Source organism: Pseudomonas sp. OA65 (assembly GCF_017498305.1).
GTDB classification, from domain to species: domain Bacteria; phylum Pseudomonadota; class Gammaproteobacteria; order Pseudomonadales; family Pseudomonadaceae; genus Aquipseudomonas; species Aquipseudomonas zanjanensis.
Genome location: NZ_JAGDEZ010000006.1, coordinates 71,942 through 91,520, shown reverse-complemented (window position 1 = coordinate 91,520; position 19,579 = coordinate 71,942). Strand labels below are relative to the sequence as shown.

The 19,579-nt window shown below is 61.1% G+C and carries 17 protein-coding genes; 12 read left to right on the top strand and 5 right to left on the bottom strand.

The features are described from left to right. Positions 1 to 358: 358 nt before the first annotated feature. On the bottom strand, positions 359 to 1,000 hold the full coding sequence (gene yihA, locus J3361_RS07100) for a ribosome biogenesis GTP-binding protein YihA/YsxC (RefSeq protein WP_003196227.1): 642 nt from the start codon (positions 998 to 1,000) through the stop codon (positions 359 to 361). A 191-nt stretch (positions 1,001 to 1,191) separates the two neighbouring features. On the opposite strand from yihA, the gene J3361_RS07095 reads away from it, so the two are divergent. The 7 genes from J3361_RS07095 to J3361_RS07065 all read left to right on the top strand — a co-directional run bounded on the left by J3361_RS07095 (position 1,192) and on the right by J3361_RS07065 (position 8,477). Further along, the gene (locus J3361_RS07095) at positions 1,192 to 1,482 is read left to right on the top strand and encodes a c-type cytochrome (protein WP_003196231.1); all 291 of its coding nucleotides are present in this window, start codon (positions 1,192 to 1,194) and stop codon (positions 1,480 to 1,482) included. Positions 1,483 to 1,528: 46 nt separating this feature from the next. Beyond that, on the top strand, positions 1,529 to 2,140 hold the full coding sequence (locus J3361_RS07090; RefSeq protein ID WP_207963550.1) for a c-type cytochrome: 612 nt from the start codon (positions 1,529 to 1,531) through the stop codon (positions 2,138 to 2,140). A gap of 187 nt (positions 2,141 to 2,327) precedes the next feature. After that, positions 2,328 to 2,969, top strand: a complete 642-nt coding sequence (locus J3361_RS07085; protein WP_186706427.1) for a thiol:disulfide interchange protein DsbA/DsbL — start codon at positions 2,328 to 2,330, stop codon at positions 2,967 to 2,969. Between the two features lie 15 nt (positions 2,970 to 2,984). Next, a complete protein-coding gene (locus tag J3361_RS07080; RefSeq protein WP_207963548.1) occupies positions 2,985 to 3,863 on the top strand; it encodes an endonuclease/exonuclease/phosphatase family protein in 879 nt (292 codons plus the stop codon). Beyond that, the gene (locus J3361_RS07075; RefSeq protein WP_207963546.1) at positions 3,860 to 5,905 is read left to right on the top strand and encodes a GGDEF domain-containing protein; all 2,046 of its coding nucleotides are present in this window, start codon (positions 3,860 to 3,862) and stop codon (positions 5,903 to 5,905) included. The genes J3361_RS07080 and J3361_RS07075 overlap by 4 nt, the downstream gene beginning before the upstream one ends. Before the next feature lie 103 nt (positions 5,906 to 6,008). Then, the gene (locus J3361_RS07070; RefSeq protein ID WP_207963544.1) at positions 6,009 to 6,788 is read left to right on the top strand and encodes an N-acetylmuramoyl-L-alanine amidase; all 780 of its coding nucleotides are present in this window, start codon (positions 6,009 to 6,011) and stop codon (positions 6,786 to 6,788) included. 75 nt (positions 6,789 to 6,863) lie between these two features. Further along, the gene (locus J3361_RS07065; RefSeq protein ID WP_207963712.1) at positions 6,864 to 8,477 is read left to right on the top strand and encodes an EAL domain-containing protein; all 1,614 of its coding nucleotides are present in this window, start codon (positions 6,864 to 6,866) and stop codon (positions 8,475 to 8,477) included. Between the two features lie 8 nt (positions 8,478 to 8,485). Here the strand turns inward: J3361_RS07065 and J3361_RS07060 are convergent, their stop codons facing one another. Further along, the gene (locus J3361_RS07060) at positions 8,486 to 10,276 is read right to left on the bottom strand and encodes an ATP-binding protein (protein WP_207963542.1); all 1,791 of its coding nucleotides are present in this window, start codon (positions 10,274 to 10,276) and stop codon (positions 8,486 to 8,488) included. Between the two features lie 10 nt (positions 10,277 to 10,286). Continuing rightward, positions 10,287 to 11,633, bottom strand: coding sequence for a sigma-54-dependent response regulator transcription factor AlgB (gene algB, locus J3361_RS07055; protein ID WP_207963540.1), 1,347 nt, complete (start codon positions 11,631 to 11,633; stop codon positions 10,287 to 10,289). 438 nt (positions 11,634 to 12,071) lie between these two features. On the opposite strand from algB, the gene J3361_RS07050 reads away from it, so the two are divergent. From J3361_RS07050 to J3361_RS07030, 5 genes are all read left to right on the top strand, one after another. Continuing rightward, positions 12,072 to 12,377, top strand: a complete 306-nt coding sequence (locus J3361_RS07050; protein WP_207963538.1) for a hypothetical protein — start codon at positions 12,072 to 12,074, stop codon at positions 12,375 to 12,377. A gap of 80 nt (positions 12,378 to 12,457) precedes the next feature. Beyond that, a complete protein-coding gene (locus J3361_RS07045; RefSeq protein WP_003177151.1) occupies positions 12,458 to 12,622 on the top strand; it encodes a DUF1328 domain-containing protein in 165 nt (54 codons plus the stop codon). A gap of 2 nt (positions 12,623 to 12,624) precedes the next feature. After that, the gene (locus J3361_RS07040; protein WP_207963536.1) at positions 12,625 to 13,092 is read left to right on the top strand and encodes an inhibitor of vertebrate lysozyme family protein; all 468 of its coding nucleotides are present in this window, start codon (positions 12,625 to 12,627) and stop codon (positions 13,090 to 13,092) included. 664 nt (positions 13,093 to 13,756) lie between these two features. Then, positions 13,757 to 15,088 (top strand): glutamate/aspartate:proton symporter GltP, encoded by a 1,332-nt coding sequence (gene gltP / locus J3361_RS07035; protein WP_186706419.1) that lies wholly within the window; start codon positions 13,757 to 13,759, stop codon positions 15,086 to 15,088. 190 nt (positions 15,089 to 15,278) lie between these two features. Continuing rightward, positions 15,279 to 16,508 carry a spore maturation protein gene (locus tag J3361_RS07030; RefSeq protein WP_207963534.1) on the top strand — a complete coding sequence of 410 codons (1,230 nt, stop codon included), beginning with the start codon at positions 15,279 to 15,281 and terminating at the stop codon, positions 16,506 to 16,508. Positions 16,509 to 16,817: 309 nt separating this feature from the next. Here the strand turns inward: J3361_RS07030 and J3361_RS07025 are convergent, their stop codons facing one another. After that, positions 16,818 to 17,825 (bottom strand): DUF5924 family protein, encoded by a 1,008-nt coding sequence (locus J3361_RS07025; protein WP_207963532.1) that lies wholly within the window; start codon positions 17,823 to 17,825, stop codon positions 16,818 to 16,820. A 200-nt stretch (positions 17,826 to 18,025) separates the two neighbouring features. Continuing rightward, positions 18,026 to 19,417: an insulinase family protein gene (locus J3361_RS07020; RefSeq protein WP_207963530.1), complete on the bottom strand. Its 1,392-nt coding sequence runs from the start codon at positions 19,415 to 19,417 to the stop codon at positions 18,026 to 18,028. Positions 19,418 to 19,579: the final 162 nt, after the last annotated feature.

The window sequence follows — 19,579 nt, the reverse complement described above, 5'->3', positions numbered from 1 at the left end:
GGCTCTCGTGGCGAGGGAGCTTGCTCCCGCTCGGCTGCGCAGCAGTCGCAAACCGGGCGATGCAGTCCGCCTGGAAAAATGCAGGGGGAGCAAGCTCCCTCGCCACAGGGAGTCACCGCAATGCCAGCGATGGCTTCGTTAGCTCGGAAAATTCCTACGGTTATTTCCAAAAATAATCTGAACTAAACCCGTGAATCGCCACTCAGAGATTCTGAATGGCTGGTGAAGCCCTTCAATGCTCCTATGTTGTGTTAAGTGTTGGCAGATATCTGGACCCCGCCCTAGCGGTCCGGAACTTGGACCCCGAACTTCCCCCTCCCCATAAGAAGTCCGGGGTTTTTTTTGCCTGCGATTTGGCTTATTCGGCCTCTTCGCTGCCCTTGTCCGCCAATTCCATCCAGTCCGCCAGCACGGTATAGGCTTCTTCCAAGCCCATGCGCTTGGGTGCCGAGAACAGTTGGATGGTGATCGCGTCGCCCCAGCCCTTGCGAATCTCCGACTGCACTTTGAGCAAAGTATTTTTCGCCGCGCCGTAGGTGAGCTTGTCGGCCTTGGTCAGCAGGATGTGCATCGGCATGCCGCTGGCGACCGCCCAATCGAGCATCAACAGGTCGAAGTCGGTCATCGGATGGCGAATGTCCATCATCAAAATCAGACCTTTCAGACTCTCGCGGCTGCCCAGGTAGGCTTCCAAGTGACGCTGCCAGTGTTGCTTGAGCGGGATCGGTACCTTGGCGTAGCCGTAGCCGGGCAGGTCGACCAAACGCCGTTCATCGTCTAGCTTGAAGAAGTTCAAGAGCTGCGTGCGACCCGGGGTTTTCGAGGTGCGTGCCAGGCTCGCATGGGTCAAGGTGTTCAGCGCGCTGGATTTGCCGGCGTTGGAACGGCCGGCAAACGCCACTTCGAAGCCTTCGTCGTCTGGGCATTGATCGACTTTGGCGGCGCTGAGCATGAAGGTGGACTGTTGGCACAGGCCAAGGATGGGGTTCTTCAGTTGCATGGGATTTCCGATGTGGGCGGCGTCGGGAATGGACGCGGCAAGCTGTGTCGTTTCCGTTTCAGTGACGCCAGTATATAATGCCGCAGATTTTGTGTGCGCTTTGTCCCAGCGTAGGATGAAGCTCACGGGAGCGATCGACCGAAATTGCGCATTAGAACGCAGCTCGTTCCCAACCCTGAAAAGGTCGTTTTATGACGAAATGGCTGCTAGCTGCCGGTGTCTTGATGCCGCTTTACAGCGCTCAGGCTACACAGGATCCGGAAGCTGTGTACAACCGTGTTTGTGGTGCCTGTCATTCCGGCCAACTCCCCATGGCGCCCCGCAAGGGCGATCAGGAAGCTTGGACGCCGAGGTTGGCGAAAGGTATGGAGACGCTGGTGCAACACGTGACCCAGGGTTTCAAGGCGATGCCGCCGCGTGGTTTGTGCATGGACTGCAGTGCCGAGGATTACCGAGCCATCATCCAGTGGATGAGCGAGTGAACCCGGTCCATAACTCTTTAACCCTTAGCCGTAGTTGGATTAGCTGATGAACAAACTGATCGTGAGTCTGCTGTTGACCTTGGGGATATCCGGCGTAGCCCACGCCGCTGGCAACGCCGCTGCCGGTCAGGCGAAAGCGGCTGTATGTGGGGCCTGCCACGGCCCGGATGGCAATAGCATGGCGCCCAACTTTCCGAAACTGGCGGGCCAGGGCGAGCGCTACTTGACCAAGCAGCTGAAAGAAATCAAGGACGGCAAGCGTGTCGTGCTGGAAATGACCGGCCTGCTGACCAACCTGAGCGATCAGGACCTGGAGGACATCGCGGCCTACTTCGCCAGCCAGAAGGGCAGTGTCGGCGCCGCCGATCCAAAACTCGTGGCTCGTGGTGAAGCGCTGTTCCGCGGCGGCGATCTGGAAAAAGGCCTGCCAGCCTGCACCGGCTGCCACTCCCCTGACGGCAAGGGCAACGCCGCTGCCGGTTTCCCACACTTGGGCGGCCAGCATGCCCAGTACATCGGCAAGCAACTGACCGATTTCCGCAAGGAAGAAGGCGGACGTGCCAACGACGGTGACGCAATGACCATGCGCACCATTGCCCGCAAGCTGAGCGACGAAGATATCGCCGCCGTTTCCAGCTACATCCAGGGCCTGCACTAAGGCCGTTGCAAGGGGATACACCTCTTGCAACGTTAACGCTCGATTAATCTGTCGATGCGAGCATCAAAAGGGTGGCTTTGGCCGCCCTTTTTTGTGGCCGCTGCCGTTACACTACAGAACTTGAACCCGCCACGGTCTGTCTTAGAAACAGGCCTTGCCGGGGCCCCTTATTGTCCAGGAGTAAAGCATGCGTAATCTGATCATCAGCGCCGCGCTCGTCGCCGCCAGCCTGTTCGGCGTGACTGCCCAAGCGGCTGAAAAGCCCGCCGCCCCCTATGTCGAACTGGCCAACCCCGTTCCGGTGGCAGCGCCTGGCAAGATCGAAGTCGTGGAGCTGTTCTGGTACGGCTGCCCGCATTGCTACGCATTCGAACCGGTGATCAACCCATGGGCTGAAAAACTGCCTTCGGACGTCAATTTCGTCCGCATTCCCGCCATGTTCGGTGGCCCATGGGACGCCCATGGCCAGATGTTCCTGACCCTCGAAGCCATGGGCGTCGAGCACAAGGTTCACGCGGCGGTATTCAACGCGATCCAGAAAGAAGGCAAGAAGCTGGTCAAGAAAGATGAGATGGCGGACTTCCTCGCCACCCAGGGCGTCGATAAGGACAAGTTCCTCGCCACCTTCGATTCCTTCGCTATCCAGGGCCAGATCAAGAAGGCCCGCGAGCTGGCGAAGAAATACGAAATCACCGGCGTACCGACCATGGTCGTCAACGGCAAGTACCGCTTTGACATCGGCTCTGCCGGCGGTGCCGAACAAGCCCTGCAACTGGCCGACCAGTTGATCGCCAAAGAGCGAGCGGCCACCAAGGCTGCTGCCAACTAAGCGCGGCCCCCGCCCATGGCCCGCTGGAGTACCGAACGCATCGTTGGCCTGCATGAACCACGGGTCAACGAGCATCATGCCACGTCCGCGGGCCTGCCTGGCGACAGCCGCTTGCGGCTGCTCAGCTTCAATATCCAGGTGGGCATCAGCACCGAACGCTACCGGCATTACCTGACCCGCGGCTGGCAACATTTGCTGCCGCACACCGGGCGTGCCGGCAACCTGCAGAAAATCGGCGATCTGCTCAAGGACTTCGATCTGGTGGCCCTGCAAGAGGCCGACGGCGGGAGCTTGAGGTCAGGCTACGTCAATCAGGTGGAACACTTGGCCCAATTGGGCGCCTTCCCCTACTGGTACCAGCAACTCAATCGCAACCTCGGACGCCTCGGCCAGCACAGTAATGGCGTGTTGAGTCGCCTGCGGCCGTGGGCGATCGAAGACCATCCGCTGCCGGGCCCCAAGGGCCGCGGGGCGATCCTGGCGCGTTTCGGCGAAGGTCCGGAGGCGCTGATCGTGGTCATGATGCACTTGGCCCTCGGGGCGCGTACCCGCACAATGCAGCTGGCCTATATTCGCGAGCTGATCGGCGGTTACAAGCATCAGATCCTGATGGGCGACATGAACACCCACGCCACCGACTTGCTGCAGACCTCGCCCCTACGCGATCTCGGCTTGCTCGCCCCGCAACTGGAAGCGACATTCCCCAGCTGGCGCCCCCAGCGCTGCCTGGACCATATTCTATTGAGCCCGACCCTGACCCTCGAACGCGTCGAGGTACTGGCCCAACCCATTTCCGATCACCTGCCGGTCGCGGTAGAAATTCGTTTGCCGGGTTCGCTCACGGCCGATGCATTCCCCGCGCTGAATACTGCCCCTCGCGGATCCGATGAATGAGCGACGACGCCGAACGCTGGAGAGAGAAATACCTCAAGAGTATCGAACAGCAGGAAAAGCTCGAGCGCCGTTGGGATGCTCGGCTCGACTTGCTGCGTCGTGGCCTGGTGCGCAGCACCCTGGCCGCCGAGGGCACTGACCGGGCTGTCGATCAATGCATGAAAGAGATGCGCGAGGTGGTGCGCACCGATGACATGGATGCCGGCCTCGCTGCCCTGCTGCCGCGCCTGGAGAAAGCCGTACTCGATTCCGAGCAGCGCCGCGAAACCCGGGTCGAGCAGACGAGCGCCGCGTTGACGGCCCTGGTCGCCCAGTTGCAGAGGCTGCCGTTGCCGAAGGACGTCAGTCGGTCGCTGAAGAAGTATGCCAAGCAACTGGAGGATCGAGCCAGCCAGGCCCGGGAGATTCCGCTGCTGCTCAGTGAACTGAGCGGCTTGCAAGGCAAGGCACTGAGCGCCCTGGACGCCCCTGTCGAACCGAATCGACCTGGCCTGTTGCAACGGCTGTTTGGTGGCCAAGGCCATGAGGAAGCGACACCGCAGCCCCACGCGCCTGCCCAGGCCAGCGTTGCGCCTCCATCAGAAACGACCCTGCCGGTAGCCGTTGAGCCGGCAGCTGATGCAGTCTCCGTCGCACCAGCGCCAGCGCTGCAGCCATTGGCCGTGGAGCAAGCACCCGAGGCGACGCCCGAACCGCTCGGCCCGGTTGCGCCGCCGATCCAACTTGCGCCCACTCCGACACCCGTAGCTGAAGTGGTTCAGCCAAACAGCGCACCGGAGGAGGCAACCGAGTCCGCCCCGCCGCAAGCACCGGTCGCCGACGAGCTCCCGGTAGCGGCGTCCACCCCGGAAAATCCCGACGAACTGATGCCCGAGGAGGCGCCACAGGCCCTTCCCGACCTCTCGCTGCCTCCAGCAGAAGCCGAGCCTGACGAACCCCTGGGCGCAGCCGATATCGTAGACGCCCAGTACGCCCTGCCCGACTCGCCGGAACCTTCCTACAGCTCAGTCGCCAAGCACATTGAAGACACCTTGTTGGGCCTGTTGGGCGACCTGACCTTGCCCGAACGCCATCGCCCACAAGCCGAAGCCATGCGTGAACGGCTGCGAAACGGGCTGAATTGGTACGAACTGCTGCCGATCCTCGATGATTTGGCGGTACTGATGCTGGCCATTACTGACTCCGGCCAGCATGAATTCGAAGCGTACTTGCAGCGCCTCAACGATCGGCTGGAGTCCTTCCAGAGCAGCCTGCAAGCTGCCAGTGAAGACCACGCTGACAACCTGTCGGCCTCCCGGGAAATGGACACCCAGATTCGCGAACAGGTGGACGGGCTGCAAAGCAGCGTGCAACAAGCCGATGATTTGGAAGGCCTCAAGCAGGTGCTGGAGAATCATCTCGAAGGCTTGCTCGGCACGATGGACCAGCACCGCCAACAACGGGATCAGCGCGAGCAGGAAGTCTCGGCGCGCCTGAAAAGCCTGGCCGATCGCGTTGCGCTGATGGAGCAGGACGCTCAGGTAGTGCGGGAGAATCTCGAAGAGCAGCGGCAAAAAGCGCTGGTCGATCCGCTCACCGGGCTGCCCAACCGTGCCGCTTGGTCCGAGCGGCTGGAACATGAAGTCGGCCAGTGGCAGCAGCACGGCAACAGCTTGCTGCTGGCCATGCTCGACCTCGACCATTTCAAGCGGATCAATGACAACTACGGCCATTTGGCCGGGGACCGGGTGTTGAAATTGATCGCTTCGGTCCTGCGCAAGCGACTGCGCGGCGGCGATTTCATTGCGCGTTTCGGTGGCGAAGAATTTGTGCTGCTGGTGCCGGATACGCCCCTGGCCGCCGGCGCCAAGCTGGCTGATGCACTGCGGCTGGCCATCGAAGCCTGCCCATTCCATTTCAAGGGCGAGCCGGTAACCGTGACGGTATCGGTAGGCATGACAGCCTTCAAACCGGGCGAACACAGCGATTCGGTGCTCAAAAGAGCCGATCAGGCGCTATACCGGGCGAAAAATGCCGGGCGCAACCGCGTGGAGCTGGGCTGAGGGCTAATTGTTCCAATTTGTTTATTATCGTCCCGCGCACCGGATCATCGCGGGGCGATACGTTACACTGTTGCATTACTTCCAGCGCGTAATGCCTTCCGCCATGAAATTTCTTTCGCTCATCGTTGCTTTAATTGTCCTGGCCGGCTGCACCAGCGGCCCGCGATTCGACACCAGCCACCCTTCCGTCAACCATGACAACCGCATCCAATTCGTGGTGGTGCATTACACCTCGGCTTCCCTGGAGCGTTCGCTGGCGCTGCTGACCCACGGTGAAGTCAGTGCCCATTACCTGATTGGCGACGATAAAGACGCAACCATCTACAAGTTGGTGGATGAAAGCCGACGCGCCTGGCACGCCGGGGAAAGTGAATGGGAAGGTCGGACCTGGCTCAATTCCAGCTCCATTGGCATCGAAGTCGTCAATCCGGGTTTCATCGACACGCCCACCGGGCGTCTCTGGTATCCCTACAGCGAAGCCCAGGTCCAGGCGCTGACCGTCTTGCTCAAGGACATCCTGAAGCGCAACGGGCTCACCCCGCGCAGCATCATCGGCCACAGCGACATCGCGCCCTTGCGCAAGCTTGATCCGGGGCCGCTGTTTCCATGGAAGCGCCTGGCACAAGCGGGCCTGGGGGTGTGGCCGGATGAGCAGGCCGTCGCGCGCCAGCAGGCCCTCTTCGCGGCGCAATTGCCGCCCGCCAGTTGGTTCCAGGCCGAACTGGCTCGCCTGGGTTACCCAACGCCCCAGACCGGCGAATGGGATGTGGCCACTCAACATGTGCTGGCCGCCTTCCAGATGCACTACCGTCCGACCCGCTTCGACGGCACACCGGACGCCCAAAGCGCGGCGATTTTGCAGGTGCTCAACCAGACAAAATAATGACGCCCGTCCGACGGATCGGGCCAAATCCAAATCAGAAGCTATAACTCATTGGTAACTTTCGGATTACCGATGATGACGGCTACCCGCGACACCCTACAGAGCTGGCTCCATCGCCCCCTTTTCCTGGCGATGGTGGCGGCTGCCCTGAGTACCGTCCTGCTGTTGGCGGGCAGTCTGTTCGTGGTCGTGCAGCAGATCCAGCAGCGTGAAAGCGACCAGATGAATGCCCAGGGCGAGCGCTTTCTGCTGCGGCTGGAACAGCTCTTCGGGCAACTGCGTGAAAGCCTCGACGACCTGCAAAACCAGCCATTGCGCGGCTGCGACGATGACATGATCGCGACCTTGCGCGAGGTCAGCTTCAACTACCGTTTCGTTTATGAGGCGGTGTACATCGATGGCAGTGGCGTCTGTTCCAATCGCCCGCGCCAGACCGGATTGTCGGTGACCCGCCCGCCCGACCTCCGGGGCCCGACTTACAGTTATTGGCTCAATACCACCACGGAACCCAACGAAGATCGCGCGGCGTTGATGCTGGGGCGTGGCAATTTCCGGGTCGCCACCTCCCGTGGACATTTGGCCGACGTGGTCGACCTGCCACCCGGTAGTGCCCTGCTGGTGGTCCTGGATCGAGGCGAGCGAGCGATTCCCGTGTTGGGCAGTCCACAGCGCTGGCCTCCCGCCGAACCTTGGCCACCGAAAAGCCAGAATGCCTTGCAGGTAACCCCGACCCGGTTGATTTATCGGATGCCCACCGATAGTCCGGAATATCAACTGGTGCTGATCGCCCAGCGCAACGGCTTCAAGGTTCCGGCCTATGCTTGGTGGATGCTGCCCATCAGCCTGGTGCTGGGCCTGGGAATTGGTTTCCAAGTGTTTCTGCTCGCGCGCCACCGCCAATCCATGGACGCCGAACTGCACGGGGCCATCCGGCGCGGTGAATTACAGGTGCTTTACCAGCCGATTTTCGACCTGGACAGTCGCAACTGCGTCGGTGCCGAAGCCTTGCTGCGCTGGCGACGACCGGACGGCACCCTGACCAGCCCGGACTTGTTTATCCCGATGGCCGAGAACACCGGGCAGATCCGCCAGATCACCGATTTCGTGCTGCAGCGGCTGTTCGATCAATTGGGCCAGCTGCTGCGGGCCAATCCGCAGCTATATATCTCGGTGAACCTGGCCGCCTGCGACGTGATGGTGCCGCGCATCGGCGAAGTGATCGCTCGCCTGCTGGCGTTGCATCGGGTCTCGGCGAACCAGATTGCCTTCGAGGTGACCGAGCGCGGGCTGGTCGATGTGTTGGTCGCCCGGGATAACCTGCAATCGCTGCGTGATGTCGGCCACCAGGTGCTGATCGATGATTTTGGCACCGGTTATTGCAGCCTGGCTTACCTGCAAACCCTGCCGGTGGACTGCCTGAAAATCGACAAGGCCTTCGTTGATGCCTTGGGCCACGATGCCGCCAGTAGCGGTGTGGCTCCGCATATCATCCGCATGGCCCATGCGCTGCAACTCAAAGTGATCGCCGAAGGCATCGAGCATGAAGCCCAGGCCTCCTATTTGAGCAGCGAAGGGGTGAGATTCGGCCAGGGCTGGCTGTTCGCCCATGCCCTCAGCGCGGTGCAGCTCATCGAGTTGATTACCCGCGGCCGACGCCTGCGCGGACGTCGCCTCGATGATGAAGCCTAAGCCGTGAGTCAGACCGTCAGCGCCATGTAGAACTGCGTGCCCTGCCCCGGCCTTGAATACACGCCCATGCGTCCGCCGTGGAGCTGGACGATCTCCTTGCACAGGGCCAGGCCGAGGCCGGCGCCACCCTTCTTGCGTCCGACTTGGACGAAAGGCTCGAAGATCCGTCCCTGTTGGCCGTAGGCAATGCCTTCACCATTGTCTTCGACGCTGATAATCACCCGCTCGCCATGGCGTCGGGCCTGCAAGCGGATCTGCCCGTCCTCGCCGGTGTGGCGCATGGCGTTGTCGATCAGGTTGTCGAGCACGCGATCCAGTTGCCCGGCGTCAGCATGCAGCCGCGGCAGCGGACCCTGGATCGCCACGAGCAGCTCGATACCCTTGGCTTGGGCCTGTTCGGCGAACCGCAACCGGGCGTCCTCCAGCAAGTCGTCGATGGAGCAAGGCGCCAAGGTCAGCTTTTGCAGGCCGTTCTGGTAGCGAGAGAAATTCAGCAGGTCATTGATCAGTTGCATCAGCCGCTGCATTTCTTCCGTAACGGTATTGAGCAGGTCCGCCTCGCGGGACTCCGGCGGGAAGTGCAGGCGCTCCTGCAACAGGCCGAACGCCATGTGCATGCCCGTCACCGGCGTGCGCAGCTCGTGGGAGGCGCGCAGGACGAACTCGCTGCGCACCCGTTCGAAGGCGCGCTGTTCGGTGACGTCATGCAGCACCATGACCGCGCCGAGGATGTGGCCCTGGGTATGACTGACCGGCGTGAGGCTGTAGGTCAGCACCCGCGACTCGCCATCGACTTCGATGCTCAGGTCTTCCGGCGCGCGCTCCAGGGTTCCACCGCGCAATACCAGGTGCAATTCCTCATCCAGTTCCAGGCGTCCCAAGGCCTCGCCCAGCCCTTGGCCCAGGCGCGCCTCATCCCAGCCCAATTGGCGCTGGGCCACCGGGTTGAGGTGCTCCAGCCGGCCTTGGCGGTCGATCATCAGCAAACCGTCGTCGATGCTGTCGAGCACGGCTTGCAAACGTTGCTGGCCGGCGAGCAATTCATCGACGTTGGTGGCCTGATGCTCGCGCAAGGCCTGGGCCATGACCCCGAAACGACGGGTCAGCAGATTCAACTCGGCGGCGGAAGAAACGGGCAGCGTGACCTCGAAATTGCCCTGGCCGATGTCATCCGCCGCCGCCGCCAGCGCCTCGATCGGCGCGCCGAAACGCCGGGCAATGCCGTGGGCCGTGATAAAACCGATGATCAGCACTGCCAGCCCCACCAGACCCAGCAGCCCGGAAATCCACATCGCCCGTTCGCGGGCGCGGTCCTGGGTTTCACTGATGTTGGTCAAGGCCTCGCGATAACCCTCGATCAACCCGTTACGCAGCACGTTGAATTTCTCGGTGAGCGCCTTGATACCGGTGAGCTGGCTCGCCTGTTGGCGAGACGCGGTGAAAGCCTCGAAAAACTCGACATAGTCCGCCTTGGCCCGGCTGAAGCTGACACCTGCATCGTCGAGTTTCCGTTCGTGGGCAATCCCCTCGTCGATCAACGCCAGGTATTGCTGCTTGGACGCCTCCAGCGCAGCCAGGTCGGGCTTGTCGTCGAGCATGATCATCAACTGATCGCCCAGGGTCTGGCGCAACTTGAGGCCCAGGTCCAGCAGGATGAAGTTGTCGCGTACCGATTGTTCCTGGGTGTTGGCCATCTGCATCACGCTGACCAGGCCAAGCACCAGTCCCAGCAAGGCCACGGTGATCAGCGCCGAGATGCTGAGAAACAGTCGTGTGCGCAGCTTCATCGCCAGTTTCATAAGATGTCGCTCACAGGTTGTACTGCTTGCGTTTGCGATACAGCGTGGAAGCATCGATACCCAGGGTCTTGGCCGCCTGGTCGAGGGTGTCGGCCGTGGCCAGCACCGCACCGATGTGGGCTTTTTCCAGTTCATCGAGGCTCAATGCGGCACCAATGCGCGGCGCATTGTTGGTAGGCTGCTCGGCCATGCCCAAGTGACTGATTTCGACTTTTTCCTGTGGGCAAATGATGCTGGCGCGCTCGACCACGTTGCGCAGTTCGCGGATGTTGCCGGGCCAGCGATAGCCTAGCAGCGCTTCGCGCGCCTCGTCGCTGAAGCCCCGGGCCGGGCGCGCGTATTCCTTGACGAAGCGGGCCAGGAAGCGATCGGCCAGGGTCAGGATGTCTTCGGCGCGTTCACGCAGCGGCGGCAGATGCAGGGTGATGACGTTCAGGCGATACAGCAGGTCTTCGCGAAAACGCCCATCGCGCACCATGTCTTCGAGGTTGAGGTTGGTGGCGGCGAGAATTCGCACATCGGCGCGGCGAGTGACCGGATCCCCTACCCGCTCATATTCCTTGTCCTGGATGAAGCGCAACAACTTGGGTTGCAAAGTGAGGGGAAAATCGCCGATCTCGTCGAGAAACAGCGTACCGCCGTCGGCCTGGTTGACCCGTCCCAGGGTACTTTCGCTGGCACCGGTGAACGCCCCTCGGCTATGGCCGAACAATTCGCTTTCCATCAATTCAGCGGTCAGTGACGGGCAATTGATGGTGACGCAGGATTTCTTCGCGCGCTTGCTCCAGCCATGGATCGCTCGAGCCAACTCGCCTTTACCGGTGCCTGATTCGCCGAGGATCAGGATGTTGGCGTCGGTGCTGGCCACCTGGCGCGCGGTCTCCAGCACGACTTTCATCGCCGGGCTATGGGAGTCGAGGCCGTCCTTGGGTTTGCGCACTTCCCCTTCCAGGGCTTCGAGCCTTGCGGATAGCTGGCGCACTTCCAACTGCTTGGCGGTGGCCAGGCGCAGTTGATCCGGGCTGCAAGGCTTGACCAGGTAATCGGCTGCGCCGGCCTGGATGGCATCGACCGCCGTGTCGACGGCCGAGTGGGCAGTGACGATTACGACCCGCATCCACGGGGCTTGGATACGCATTTGGGCCAGGACATCCAGGCCGTTGTCTTCCCCCAGGCGCAGGTCGAGAAAACACAGGTCGAACACCTGGCGTTGCAGCAGTGCGTCGGCTTGGGCAGCGCTGTTGGCAGTGGCGACGGTATAGCCTTCGTCTTCCAGGCAGTAACGGAAGGTACGCAGGATGGCAGACTCATCGTCTACCAGCAGAATGCGGCCTTGGTGCTCAGTGGCGGATTCCATTTTTCCTACGCTCCTTTATGAATGATGTTGGTTAGTGTCAGAAAAATCGGGCAAGTTGCATGGTCGTTTCTGAGGGAATATTACCCACCGAGAATGCCTCTGTGGACGTCTGACTCCTAAAAGACTGATTTGAGTTCCTTTTTTTATGATTCCTACGGGTCGGACGGTTCGTATCGCTGATTCCGACGGCTGTTTCTGACAGGCCATTCCAAAACAACCTAACGTCTTTTTCCTTCCAGTCGTGCAATACGCACGACGTACGCGTGGGGCATCGTGCAGGATGCGCTCCCCATGTCTCGCGCCTATTTCATAACGTATTGATTTTAAAGGTATTTTAATCACAAAAAATCCTGGCACGGCGGCTGCAATGCTCTGGTTAACGTTGGCGTATGAGCGCCTCAACCAGATCACCACACCCGGGTGGGGAGGAATTTCAGGATGAATCGTCAAAGTGCCGCCCAATTTAAAAGCGCCGCCCAATTTCGACTCTCTTCTCTGCACCTCCAGCAGGGCTTATGGGCTGCCCTGGCCCTGCTGGTCACGCTCGTGATTGGCCAGCAGTGGTTGCTCTGGCAGGAGCGCCAGCAACCAGAAGCGCCGCAAGTATCGATTCATCGTGCACCACAAACCCATTTCAGCGCCGTCAGCAACCTCAACGAAGCGGCCGCTGCCATGCGCATGATGGATGTCGATCAGGTTCAGCCAATGACCGACATGCCGCGTGAAGAGCGCTGGGTGTTTTAACCCGATGTATCGGTCGTCCACTGCGCCGGAACCATCACCGCCAGACCCTCACTAAATAGAAAAGCGTAAGGAGAATCACCATGTTGAGCTGGGCAATTACCTTCCTGATCATTGCCATCATCGCCGCCGTACTGGGCTTCGGTGGTATCGCAGGCACCGCCACGGGCATCGCCAAGATTCTCTTTGTCGTGTTCCTGGTGATGTTTATCGCTTCCTTCTTCTTTGGCCGTCGTGGCCGAGGCTGACCATGAGCGTTTCTTTAAAAGGACTGGCCGCCGCCCTGTTACTGGGCGGCAGTGCCATGGCAATGGCTGCCAATGACGGACAGATGCGCGTCAACCAAGTGCTGCAGGCGGACCCGCAATACCGCGAGACTTGGCAGCACGTCGTGAAAAAAGAAGAACGCCTGCCGGAATGGGTGATGAACCTCTCAGGCAAGTCGGAACAACAGATGAATGCGGTCGAGGAAGACGGCGACAAGTATCTGGTGGGCCCGCTCTGTGAGCTCGAGGCGTCGTGTCTTAATCAGCGTCTGATCGTTGTCTTCAGTTTCGACAAGGACGAGGCCTATGCCATGTTAGTGGAAGTCCCTGCTGGACTGCCCGCCGACAAGTCGCCGACCCGTCATGCCGACTACCGTTTCCTTGGTAACCCCAACGAAGGTATGCAAGAGCTGTTAATGGAACAACTCAAGAAAGATCCGAACTGGTACTGATTCTGAAAATGGGAAGAGCAGCTCTGCTTTTTCCTGCTGCACAGCCCGAGGAGGGCCGGTGCATGACCAGGGGGCCGGGACGTTCTGACGGATGAGCGTCGGAGTGACCTACGGGCACAAGGGGTGCCTGCGAAAGGGCCGGGTCAGGTAAAAGCTGCGACGCAAGTTCGCAAAGCCCTCACGGCTTGGCGAACTTGCGTAGAGCTTCGTGTCGCCAGCCGGTCCGTGATGCGGCATTTTGTCTCCTACCACTCATTTATTCCCCTTTCCCTGACCGTATATCGGAGAATGCCGAGACGATTTATCTCGTGAATCGCACCTCGAAGCGTTGCCGTTTCATCGGTTCCCCAGCCTTGGCTGAGAAAGCCCAGCTGCGCTGAAATGGCCGGCTCACGGCACTTATGCCGGCACAAATGGCGCATTCGAACCGCTTGCAAGGCGGGTTTCGTTTGGAAAATCTCATGCCGATTCGGCATGGGGTAGGCGTTTACGGCATTAGACGATCCCCCCTGGCATCGCAATAGTTGCGCCTTTTTTCGCCTGCCAGTAAGCCGCTCGCGCGTGCTCGGGGTGACCTTATACGGGGATAGGGGCGCGAATGTTTTTCGTCATCGACGAGCCATTCGCGCCACTGTCCGAGTCCAACTGAAGTAAGGGTAACGATATGAAGAAGGCACGACTAAGCCTCGCCTGGCAGATCCTCATCGGTCTGGTGCTGGGGATTGCATTGGGCGCGCTGCTCAACCATTTCAGTGCCGAGAAGGCCTGGTGGATCAGCAACGTGCTGCAACCGGCGGGCGATATCTTTATCCGTCTGATCAAGATGATCGTGATCCCGATCGTGATTTCCTCGCTGATCGTCGGCATCGCCGGAGTGGGTGATGCCAAGAAGCTCGGGCGTATCGGTCTCAAGACCATCCTTTACTTCGAAATCGTCACCACCATCGCCATCGTCGTCGGCCTGCTGTTGGCCAACTTCTTCCAACCAGGCAGTGGCATCGACATGAGCACCCTGGGCACGGTGGATATTTCCAAGTACCAGGCCACGGCAGCGGAAGTCCAGCATGAACATGCGTTCATCGAGACCATCCTCAACCTGATCCCGTCGAACATCTTTGCCGCCGTCGCCCGTGGCGAAATGCTGCCGATCATTTTCTTCTCCGTCTTGTTCGGCCTGGGCCTGTCCAGCCTGCAATCGGACCTGCGCGAGCCGCTGGTGAAAATGTTCCAGGGCGTATCGGAGAGCATGTTCAAAGTCACCCACATGATCATGCAATACGCCCCAATCGGTGTGTTTGCCCTGATCGCGGTGACCGTCGCCAACTTCGGCTTCGCCTCCCTGCTGCCGTTGGCGAAACTGGTGATCCTGGTTTACGTCGCCATCGCCTTCTTCGCCTTCGTGGTGCTGGGCCTGATCGCTCGCCTGTTCGGCTTCTCGGTGCTCAAGCTGATGCGCATCTTCAAGGATGAGCTGGTGCTGGCCTACTCCACCGCCAGTTCCGAAACCGTGCTGCCGCGCGTGATCGAGAAGATGGAAGCCTACGGTGCGCCAAAAGCCATCTGCAGCTTCGTGGTGCCGACCGGTTATTCCTTCAACCTCGATGGCTCGACCCTGTACCAGAGCATCGCGGCGATTTTCATCGCCCAGCTGTACGGCATCGACCTGTCCATCAGCCAGCAATTGCTACTGGTGCTGACTTTGATGGTCACGTCCAAGGGTATCGCCGGCGTGCCGGGCGTGTCGTTCGTGGTGCTGCTGGCCACCTTGGGCAGCGTGGGCATTCCGCTGGAAGGCCTGGCCTTCATCGCCGGTGTCGACCGCATCATGGACATGGCCCGTACTGCGCTGAACGTTATTGGCAACGCCCTCGCGGTGTTGGTCATCGCGCGTTGGGAAGGCATGTATGACGATGCCAAGGGGCAGCGCTACTGGAACTCCCTGCCGCACTGGCGCAGCAAGGAGCCGCTGCCGGCGGGGGAAACTTCGAGCAATTGATGCCTGCCTTGAGGCCGCCATCGCGAGCAGGCTCGCTCCCACACTGACGAGTGTTCCCTGTGGGAGCGAGCCTGCTCGCGATGGCGGCGGCACATTCAACATCAAGCCAAGCAAACCCCGGAGAAATCCGGGGTTTGTCGTTTCTGCCAGCCCCGCTATCATTCGCGGCATCTTCCGGGGGACTTAACCGATGCTCAATGGCCTGTGGCTTGGCTTCTTTATCGTCGCAGCCGTGTCGGCGCTGGCGCAGTGGCTGATTGGCGGCAACGCCGGGATCTTCGCCGCCATGGTGGAAAGCATTTTCGCCATGGCCAAGCTGTCGGTGGAGGTGATGGTCCTGCTGTTCGGCACCCTGACCCTGTGGCTGGGCTTCCTGCGCATCGCTGAAAAGGCCGGCATTGTCGACTGGCTGGCCAAGGCCCTCGGCCCGCTGTTCTTGCGCTTGATGCCGGAAGTGCCTGCCGGCCATCCGGCGATCGGCCTGATCACCCTCAACTTTGCCGCCAATGGCCTGGGTCTGGACAACGCCGCCACGCCCATCGGCCTCAAGGCCATGCGCGCCCTGCAAGACCTCAACCCCAGCCCGACCATCGCCAGCAACGCGCAGATCCTGTTCCTGGTGCTCAATGCCTCGTCGCTGACGCTGCTGCCGGTGACCATCTTCATGTACCGCGCCCAGCAAGGCGCGCCGGACCCGACCCTGGTGTTCCTGCCGATCCTGCTCGCCACCAGCGCCTCGACCCTGATGGGGCTGCTGTCGGTGGCGTTCATGCAGCGCCTGCGCCTGTGGGACCCGGTGGTGCTCGCTTACCTGGTTCCGGGTGCGCTGGTACTGGGTGGTTTCATGGCGCTGCTGGCAACGCTCTCGGCTACGGCACTGGCGGGGCTGTCATCGATCCTCGGCAACCTGACGCTGTTTGGCTTGATCATCCTGTTCCTGGTAGTGGGCTCACTGCGCAAGGTCAAGGTGTACGAAACCTTTGTCGAAGGCGCCAAAGAAGGGTTCGACGTTGCCAAGAGCCTACTGCCGTACCTGGTGGCCATGCTCTGCGCTGTCGGCGTGCTGCGGGCTTCGGGCGCGCTGGATTTTGGCCTCGACGGTATCCGCCACCTGGTGCAGTGGGCGGGCTGGGACACACGCTTCGTCGATGCCTTGCCGACCGCCATGGTCAAGCCGTTCTCCGGCAGTGCCGCCCGGGCGATGTTGATCGAGACCATGAAGACCTCCGGCGTGGACAGCTTCCCGGCCCTGGTGGCGGCGACTATCCAGGGCAGCACCGAGACCACGTTCTACGTGCTGGCGGTCTATTTCGGCGCCGTGGGCATCCAACGCGCGCGCCACGCCGTGGGGTGTGCGCTACTGGCGGAATTCTCCGGGGTGGTGGCGGCCATCGGCGTTTGCTACTGGTTCTTTGGCTGACCGGTGGGAGCAAGTCTGCTTGCGATGGCGGTGGTTCAGTCAACAGCTCTGCTGAATGTGCCGCCGTCATCGCGAGCAAGCTCAGCTCCCACAGGAATTGTTGCCAGGCGCAAAGCATCTGAAGGCCCCGGCCATTGTGGGAGCCGAGCTTGCTCGCGATGGCGTCGGATCAGTCAGCATTGAGGTTGGCTGACACACCGTCATCGCGAGCAAGCTCGGCTCCCACAGGTCAGGTGTGCTGCCCTGGATCATGAACGCCGCTAATCCCCTGTGTGAGCGAGCCTGCTCGCGATAAGGTCCGCAGGACCTTCAGTCCGTCACCTCGAAGCGCAGCACGCCGATCATCTGGCCGTTTTCCGTGAGCACCCGAACTTGCCATTTGCCGGTCGGGTTGTCCGGGAAGTTCTGCTTGTGGGTCCAGGCGCGATAGCCTTCCTTGCGCCCGCCGTGGATGTCCAGGGCGATGCGGTCGACTTCTTTGCCGTTGAATTGCCAGACGTGATAAATCCGCTCATCGAGCCCACGCGGCGCATTGATGGCCGTGTAGGCATACAGGCCATTGCCGCGGATCTGCGCCGCGCTGACTTCCTTGAGGCTGGCGCCCGGCGTGCGGTCTTCCACTTGGGTGCTGATCGCCACTTCGGTCATCCACAGCGTGGCCGGCGGCACCCAGGAGCGCATCACCCAGCCGGCGGCGCCAATCCCCACCGTAATGCAGAGGATCGCCAAGGCGTTGCGCACGGTGCGGATCGGGAAGATCGAGGCCAGGCTGGGAAACGACAGCAGCATGGCCGTGCCCAGCGCCAGCTTGAAGCTCTGGTCGGTGGTCAGGTGCAGGATCACCGGCAATGCGGTGAGCAGGGCGGCGAACAGCGTCAGCGTATGCAGCGCCAGGAACGCCCAGCGCCGGGGCGCCAGCCATTTGTAGTACAGCGGATCGGTGATCGAAATCAGCGCCGCGATGGTCAGCAGCCCGGTGAAAAGCAGCTGGCTGCTGTTCCAGGTGGTGGTGATGAAGAAAAACGGCAGAACGAAAAACAGGCTTTCCTGGTGAATCATCTGCGTGGCATAGCGCAACAGCGGCTGGGGGATTTCCCGTTTGAAAATCCGCGTGAACAGCCGGGTCATGCTGTTCTCCACCATCAGCCAGAGCCAGCTCACCAGCATCATGATGGCGATCCAGGTCGCCAAGCCCTGCTGGCGATCCACCAGCATGAAACTGCCGACCCCGGAGATGAAACCACCGAGCGCAATGACCCCTGGATAGCGCTTCATCAATTCAAGGATGCGCTGGATATAGACCGTCAGGTTTTGCATTCAGTGGTTTCACAATAAGTCGTAGGAAATATCCCTGACAGAGTATCGCCAGGACATCGATGTGACGAGCATTGTTGTGGCGAGTGGATCCTCTGTGGGAGCAAGGCTTGCCCGCGATGGAGGCGATACGGTCCTCAAGAAAATCGAGGCGCCTGTTTCGCGAGCAAGCTTTGCTCCCACAGAAGATCCCTCCCTACAAGTCATTCTTCGTTCGGTCGGGCCCGCCGGCGCACCTGCCACACCACCAACCCGATTAACAACAACCCCAGCAAACCGCCCAGCCCCCAGACGAGTTCATCATCACTGAGCAACGGCTTCTCGATGCGCAAATAACCCGGGTCCTTGAGCAGTTCGCGCAGGGCCACGTTGGCCTGTTCCAGGCTTACGTCCTGCAGGCGCAGGGCCGGGTTGGCGAAGCGGCCGTCTTCATAGTCGCCCAGGGCGCCCCAGTAGTAATCGGCCAGTGCGCTGTTGCCTTGAACCGCCCAGGACTGATGGGCGATGGCCGCGCGTTTGATGCGCACGAAATCGGCGGGGTCCAGGCCATCCTTGAGCAAGGTCCTGCGCAGCTCTTCCAGCGCCTGTTCGGCTTCGGGTAAGTCCTCGCGGGACAGGTCGGCGTTCAGGCTGAAGAAGCCAACGCCGCCGAACACTTCGCGCTCGGTCCACGGCCCGTAGGACAGGCTGCGGGCCAGGCGCAATTGGCGATAGAGCGCCCAATCCAGGTAATCCTTGAGCAGGTCGAACGTCTCGTCATGTTGCTCGTCCAGCACCGGCTCCGGGAACAGCCAATGCAGCTTGGCACTGTCGCCGACAAGGCCCCGGATCAGGTTGCGCTTGGTGACCGCCTTGTAGCGGATCTGCGGCAGCGCCTCGTGGGCACTGGGCTCCACCGGTTCGAGTTCGCCAAAGGCGCGTTCCAGATAGGCCGGCAGCAGTCGGTCGAGATCGCCGACCACGATCAGCGTCATGTTGTTTGGCGCATACCAGTCCTTGCGCACTTGTTCGAGGCGGGCGAGGGTATGGTGCTGGACCTCGGGCCGTTCCGCGCAGCGCAGGCCCAACTCAACCGCCAACTGATTGCTGGCCTTGTGGCCCAGGTCTTGGCGGTCGAGCCAGCGTTGCAAGTGGGTGTAGTGGCCGCCGTCTTCGCGTTCCACCACCCGCTTGGCCGCTTCCAGGGCTTTTTCATCGATGCGGGTGCGGGTCAACAGCGCCAGCAGCAGGTCCAGAACCTTACGTTGATTGCGTGCCGGGGCCTCGATGACGAACGTGGTGTCGGCGTTGCTGGTGAACGCATTCCACTCGCCACCCAAGGCTTGCATGCGTTCTTCGAGGCCGCCTTCACCACTGTCATCGACGCCGCTGAACAGCAGGTGTTCGAGCAGATGCGGCAGTTCCTTGTCGGCGCAACTGAAGTCGTCCAGGCCCACGCCCACCACCAGCCGGATCGCCACATGCCCGCGCTCGGTGCCGGGCTTGAGCAGCAGTTGCAGGCCGTTGGGCAGCATATAGCCTTCGACCTGGAACCGGTCCAGGGCGACAACGGGCAGAGAGCCAAGCAAAAGAACGGCGAGCAACAGACAACGCATAAGGGCTTCCTGGCGGCTGAGTGAAGATCCATGGTGCCGGGCGGGCTGTCATCGGCGCAGCATCGCCCGGAGTTGGCTCGCTCCCCTGACGAATCTATGCGGTGTTCATGACAACGGGAGCAGGCGGGCCGGTGAACGGTTTCAGGCCCGAGCCATTGTTTT